The 5390-nt window shown below is 38.1% G+C and carries 8 protein-coding genes and 4 tRNA genes; 5 read left to right on the forward strand and 7 right to left on the reverse strand.

Annotated features, from left to right (window positions below; translation table 11 throughout):
• The 4 genes from TPPER_RS00515 to TPPER_RS00530 all read right to left on the reverse strand — a co-directional run.
• The coding region (locus tag TPPER_RS00515; protein ID WP_099336841.1) for a PCRF domain-containing protein at positions 1–819 on the reverse strand (819 nt) is incomplete at its 3' end.
• A 45-nt stretch (positions 820–864) separates the two neighbouring features.
• A tRNA-Thr gene (locus TPPER_RS00520) sits at positions 865–937 on the reverse strand.
• A gap of 10 nt (positions 938–947) precedes the next feature.
• Positions 948–1019: transfer RNA gene (locus TPPER_RS00525), tRNA-Gly, on the reverse strand.
• Positions 1020–1032: 13 nt separating this feature from the next.
• Positions 1033–1105 (reverse strand) — tRNA-Thr (locus tag TPPER_RS00530).
• 79 nt (positions 1106–1184) lie between these two features.
• Between TPPER_RS00530 and TPPER_RS00535 the strand changes: the two genes are divergently transcribed.
• The 4 genes from TPPER_RS00535 to TPPER_RS00550 all read left to right on the forward strand — a co-directional run bounded on the left by TPPER_RS00535 (position 1185) and on the right by TPPER_RS00550 (position 2028).
• Positions 1185–1256: transfer RNA gene (locus TPPER_RS00535), tRNA-Lys, on the forward strand.
• A 146-nt stretch (positions 1257–1402) separates the two neighbouring features.
• Positions 1403–1609 carry a 50S ribosomal protein L28 gene (rpmB, locus tag TPPER_RS00540; protein ID WP_099336842.1) on the forward strand — a complete coding sequence of 69 codons (207 nt, stop codon included), beginning with the start codon at positions 1403–1405 and terminating at the stop codon, positions 1607–1609.
• Complete coding sequence (rpmG, locus tag TPPER_RS00545) at positions 1602–1766, forward strand: 50S ribosomal protein L33 (RefSeq protein ID WP_099336843.1); 165 nt, start codon at positions 1602–1604, stop codon at positions 1764–1766. The genes rpmB and rpmG overlap by 8 nt, the downstream gene beginning before the upstream one ends.
• Before the next feature lie 55 nt (positions 1767–1821).
• Positions 1822–2028 carry a cold-shock protein gene (locus TPPER_RS00550; protein WP_099336844.1) on the forward strand — a complete coding sequence of 69 codons (207 nt, stop codon included), beginning with the start codon at positions 1822–1824 and terminating at the stop codon, positions 2026–2028.
• A 47-nt stretch (positions 2029–2075) separates the two neighbouring features.
• Here the strand turns inward: TPPER_RS00550 and dapA are convergent, their stop codons facing one another.
• The 3 genes from dapA to rpsB all read right to left on the reverse strand — a co-directional run bounded on the left by dapA (position 2076) and on the right by rpsB (position 4007).
• Positions 2076–2960 carry a 4-hydroxy-tetrahydrodipicolinate synthase gene (dapA, locus tag TPPER_RS00555; RefSeq protein ID WP_099336845.1) on the reverse strand — a complete coding sequence of 295 codons (885 nt, stop codon included), beginning with the start codon at positions 2958–2960 and terminating at the stop codon, positions 2076–2078.
• Positions 2961–3091: 131 nt separating this feature from the next.
• Entirely contained in the window at positions 3092–3370 is a 279-nt protein-coding gene (locus TPPER_RS00560) for a 2Fe-2S iron-sulfur cluster-binding protein (protein WP_099336846.1), read from the reverse strand.
• Between the two features lie 16 nt (positions 3371–3386).
• The gene (rpsB, locus tag TPPER_RS00565) at positions 3387–4007 is read right to left on the reverse strand and encodes a 30S ribosomal protein S2 (RefSeq protein WP_099336847.1); all 621 of its coding nucleotides are present in this window, start codon (positions 4005–4007) and stop codon (positions 3387–3389) included.
• Positions 4008–4324: 317 nt separating this feature from the next.
• On the opposite strand from rpsB, the gene dapD reads away from it, so the two are divergent.
• Positions 4325–5125, forward strand: coding sequence for a 2,3,4,5-tetrahydropyridine-2,6-dicarboxylate N-succinyltransferase (dapD, locus tag TPPER_RS00570; RefSeq protein WP_099336848.1), 801 nt, complete (start codon positions 4325–4327; stop codon positions 5123–5125).
• The last annotated feature ends 265 nt before the right edge of the window (positions 5126–5390 follow it).

The raw sequence follows: 5390 nt of genomic DNA on the forward strand, positions 1-5390 counted from the left end.
AGTTGGTAAGTGTGTTATCCTAACAGCTGACTCTGTTTTATTAACATGCTGTCCTCCAGCCCCTGAAGAACGAAATGTGTCTATTCTTAGGTCAGAAGGAACAATATATATGTTAATAGCATCACTTATCTCTGGATAAACATATATAGAACTAAAAGAAGTATGTCGCTTTCCATTAGAACTAAAAGGACTCTTTCGTACTAACCTATGTATTCCTGTTTCGGTTCTTAACCATCCATAAGCATAGGCTCCTTGAATCTTAATAGTAACAGACTTAGGTTTATTTAGCTCTCCAACTAGTACATGGACAACTTCTGTTTTAAACCTATGAAGACTTGTCCAACGAAGATACATACGTAATAATATGCTTGTCCAGTCTTGGGACTCAATACCCCCAGAACCAGCCTGAATGTCTATATAACAACCTAACCTATCTGTCTTATTCTTAAACATTAAGTTAGCCTCTAGTTGGGTTATCTTTTTATCTAATACACATAACTCATTGTTTATAGCAACTAAAGTAACTGAGGTTGTTTCATTATGAGAAATATTAGTAGCTGTATGTCTAACTACTTCTTTAATGCCTCTAAAGGTTTCTAATAGGTTATCTAATATTGACCCATCAATCCTAAGTAAAGAAAGATCTCTATTTAAACAGCTTACTTGGTTTTTATTAGACCATATGGACTTATTAGCTAACATAATAACTAACTCATTAATCTTTTCTTTCTTAACATCAATCCTTAGGTTATCTTTTAAAAGAGTTAGTCTCTCTTCTAGGTTTAATATACGGACTTCTACTATAGGGCTTTCAAGCATAGCTATATCTAATATTGTAATGACCTTAAAAGCAATAAAAGATGTTGCCGATAGCCGGTCTCGAACCGGCGTCGCATCTATACCAAAGATGTGCTCTAACCTACTAAGCTATATCAACATCTATATTGAGCGGATAATGGGAATTGAACCCACATCTCTAGCTTGGAAGGCTAGAATAATAGCCTTTATACTATATCCGCTTATATAGCTAACTACCGATAGTCGGAATCGAACCCACTACCTACTGATTACAAGTCAGTTGTTCTACCAAGTGAACTATATCGGTATAGCTAGCTGTATGCAGGAACTCAGGTGTGTCTAGCTCTCTGTATGTGGGGAGGACCTTTATCTAAGACTATGCTGGAGGGCCGTTAGCTCAGTGGTAGAGCAGTGGGTTCTTAACCCATTTGTCGCAGGTTCGAGACCTGCACGACTCAGTCACTCAGACACTCAAGCTATAGACACTCGCATCTAGTATCAGGACAACTCTAACATAAACCCAATAAAACAACTACTAGGATTACTACTGTTCATCTAAAGGCAGCTGTTTAAACTACTAACCTTTAAAAGCAACAACTAACCTATGAAGCTATGTTATATAACCCGAATAAAGAATCTGAAAGGAAACATAGTATCACCCTCGCATAACAAAACGAGAAGGAGCTTTAGTATTAACCTGCATTTCAAAAGAGTTTGGTCAGAAGCAAATAACAGTTGGTCTCGTAGGAAAGTATCAAGCTCAGGACTCCGTGTGTTAGATAAGTTCACATATAGGAACCGAAGTGTCTAATAACAACAGAGTAATCATAAGGTTAGTTTCCACCAAGAACACCGGTCATTTTTATACTTCTTTTAAAAACAGAACACGCCAACCTAAGCTGAATATAATGAAATATGATCCTATCGTAGGAAAGCACGTCTTGTATGTTGAAAAGAAAGATAGATAAGCTCATTTGGGTTTTTTAGTATTAAAGCAATAAAAGGAGAAGTTGAGGATTTGAAATGGCAACAGGCGTTGTAAAATGGTTCAACGATGCAAAAGGATTTGGGTTTATTACTCCAGATGAAGGTGGTGAAGATTTGTTTGCGCACTTTTCAGCTATCAACGTTCAGGGCTTTAAAACATTAAAGGAAGGTCAAAAGGTAACATTCGATGTCATTCAAGGACCTAAAGGCAAACAAGCATCCAACATACAAACAAAAGAATAACAGATCCTTATTAACGGAGGGATTAGTCACTACCCCTCCAACTGCTGCTAAAGGGTTCTGATTGCTTTTAAAACCTTAATACAATGGTTGTAGTTTAAATGCGTCAGTGGAAGCCTGACTCCACTAGTTATTAGACCAGGCTTCCCTAAGATTGTTTTTACTGGGATTGGGTTGGTTTCTATAAACATGAGGTTACACAGCTTAAATACCTTTGAGCATATGTAGTTTAGCTTATCTTTAGTGGATAGTCTATACGAGAGGTTGTATAGGTTAACAATGCTTTTAGGAATCAGGTTAGATATAACAGAGATCACCCCATTACTTCCTATTTCAGAAGCACCTAAACATGTTGAGTCATCCCCACTATATACAGCAAACTTGTCCTTCAATAGTCTTTTGGTTCGTAGTAGCTTGTATATAGTTAACATGTTTGCTGATGTTTCCTTTATGCCAACGATGCCAGGAATCTGAGATAGCCTGTGTATTGTATCAGCTGTCAAACCAACTCCAGTCCGGCTGGACACACTGTACAATATGATATTCAGGTCTACAGCTTCAGCAATCCTCTTAAAATGCTTGTATAGGCCTTCTTGTGTTGGCTTGTTATAATACGGAACAACTTGTAGGGAATAGTCAGCTCCTAACTCTTTGATGGCTTGGGTAAGGTGTATTGCTTCGAACGTAGAATTACTCCCTGAACCTACAACTATTGGAACTCTACCTTTTGTTTGATCAATGGTTGTTTTAACAAGGCTTATATGTTCTTCATATGAAAGAGTTGATACTTCACCTGTAGTACCAGCAACGGTTAGTCCGTTAATACCTGAAAGAACCTGCCATTCTATAAAGCTCCTGAAAGAATATACATCTAAACAGCCATCAGGAAACATTGGTGAAACAACAGCTGTAACTACCCCGGTTAGTTTGTGCATTGTGAAAAGATGTTTAGATTAGTCAAAGTATTCGTAACTTATTACTACAGTGTATGGCAGTTCCAGCTTAATCCTTAACCACAGAACAAACCCATAAGTAACACCAAAACACCAACTAACAACACAGAATGTTAGCAGACCTTTCCTAGATATGATTGGCAAGATAGTCTGGAGTCACTTCTATTCGTTACTAACAAAGCCTTTTCAGAGTTGGTTGCGATGCGTATAGCTTCTGCTCCCTGCTTAATGTTGATTATACATGAAGAACAAACACATGCTTTTCCACAAAGATGAGGAACATTAATACCTTCGTTCAACATGAGATCACAGAGGCTAGTATCACCAACAGCAGTTAAAAGCAAACCCAATGGGCACAGATATATGTTTGGTAGTACGATTAAGGTAATCATTCAGCAGTTGTTTTAGCTAACTACTTAAGCCTTTTCCTTTAGACACTGCTTTGGTTTTGTGTATGTGTTTTATTATACCAGCTAGAATCAGATGTACAGATGTAGCTGAGTCATCATTGGCAGGTATTGGAAAGTCTATGCCAGACAGAGAACAGTTCGTATCCACTATTGCTATTACAGGAACCCGTAGTCTTTGTGCTTCCCTAACTACTATTCTATGTTTTACTGCTTCAACAACAACAACAGCATCTGGAACTCTGTTGACTTTAAGACCTTTAGCTTTTAGTGAGTCGGTTACGTTTAATGCTGAGTTGCTAATAGTATTGAAGTTTGTTAACGTTCCTCCTAACCACCTTTTAGTAATGAACGACATGCTTATTCTGGAAACCTCTTTTTCAACGAAGCTTTGCAGTTGCCATTTGGTACACACAAACAATATATGCTTATTCTCAGTAACCAGACGTTCAACAAATAATATGGCTTTCTTGAGCATACGAATGGTTTTAGATAGGTCTATGATGTGGACTCTACGTCTTTTACAATAAATATACTGAAACATCTTAGGATTCCAAAAGCAGCTCCTATGTCCAATATGGACCCCTGACTCTAACATCTTCTTAATAATATCTTCAGTCATTCTAGCAGGCTTATAGTGTGTATAGCTCCATGTTAGTAATTAAGCCTGGTCTATATCAATAAAACCCAGACTCTAGCAGTTAGCTAGTATAATATTGGTTTATTTAGCCAGACGTATGCGTTTAACCAGTGTTATGGGGACGGCTCTATCAACAAACTGACAGCTTGTTCAATACAGCCACCAACGGTTATGTTCTTAGTGTGGTGTCTTAACTGCCTGTTCTGATGGGTTTGTCATGGTTAAACGTTGATTCTATATTAGATAATGGGAACAACTTGGTAACAACAGCCATTCACATAAGCCTGTCATATAAGCATATGTTTAACGTATGTAGAATAGTGGAACAACTATGGAATGAAGAGCATATATACGAAAGCACAACCAAAAGTAGAGAAGCCTATGAAGTTGTAGATCATGTTATTTCGGAGTTAGATGCTGGCAAGATAAGAGTATGCGAAAAAAGGAATGGAGTCTGGTATGTAAACGAATGGATCAAAAAGGCAATCCTATTATACTTTAGATATGCAAAGCTATTTAGGCTTGATGCTGGTTATTCTTGTTTCTATGACAAAATACCACTTAAGCTACTAAGACACACCGAAAAGCAATCCGTCAGGAGCTCTCCACCTGGTTCGATAAGAAGAGGTTCGTATGTATCCAGGAACGTAGTGCTCATGCCTTCCTTCATCAACATTGGAGCATATGTTGGAGAAGACACGATGGTTGATACTTGGTCTACTATCGGTTCATGTGCACAAGTTGGTAAAAGAGTCCACATCTCAGGAGGTGTTGGAATTGGGGGCGTATTAGAACCTTTAAATGAACAGCCTGTTATAATAGAGGATAACTGCTTCATTGGAGCTAGGTCTGAAATAGTGGAAGGAGTGGTTATTGAAGAGGGTTCAGTAATAGCTATGGGTGTATATATAGGACAGAGCACAAAGATATATGATAGGGAAAGAGACGAGGTATTGTATGGACGGGTTCCAGCAGGTTCAGTTGTTGTGCCAGGTAGCTTGATAAAAGATGGGAAGTACAGTCTAAGTTGTGCTGTTATTGTTAAGAAGATCGATAGGAAAACCTTGCTTAAAACATCTATTAATGAGCTGCTTAGATAGTTCTTTGGGGGAACCCTATTGGTAGTTAGCTATATAGCTAGAAGGAGGAGGGTAGTAGTAGTTATTAGGCATATCTATATTACTCCCTTCTCTAACATATTTAGATGAAGCTACTGATGCTTCTATTAAGAACATCTTCTTCAGGCTCTCAACCCATAGACCACAACCCAAGAGACATCCAAACCCAAGGAGAGCTGGAACCCATGCTAACTATAGAATACTTCCTCTTTGTAGTGGTTCTAAACAGTCTTTGTGTTAACGCTGT

Origin of the sequence: Candidatus Tremblayella phenacoccinincola (assembly GCF_002682985.1) — a bacterium.
Classification (GTDB): Bacteria; Pseudomonadota; Gammaproteobacteria; order Burkholderiales; family Burkholderiaceae; genus Tremblaya; species Tremblaya phenacola_C.

Excerpts from the sequence above, each read along its gene's own strand:
- rpmB (WP_099336842.1), top strand. The coding sequence starts at position 1,403 with ATGAAGCTATGTTATATAACCCGAATAAAGAATCTGAAAGGAAACATA.
- TPPER_RS00550 (WP_099336844.1), top strand. The coding sequence starts at position 1,822 with ATGGCAACAGGCGTTGTAAAATGGTTCAACGATGCAAAAGGATTTGGG.
- dapA (WP_099336845.1), bottom strand. The coding sequence starts at position 2,960 with ATGCACAAACTAACCGGGGTAGTTACAGCTGTTGTTTCACCAATGTTT.
- TPPER_RS00560 (WP_099336846.1), bottom strand. The coding sequence starts at position 3,370 with ATGATTACCTTAATCGTACTACCAAACATATATCTGTGCCCATTGGGT.
- rpsB (WP_099336847.1), bottom strand. The coding sequence starts at position 4,007 with ATGACTGAAGATATTATTAAGAAGATGTTAGAGTCAGGGGTCCATATT.
- dapD (WP_099336848.1), top strand. The coding sequence starts at position 4,325 with ATGTTTAACGTATGTAGAATAGTGGAACAACTATGGAATGAAGAGCAT.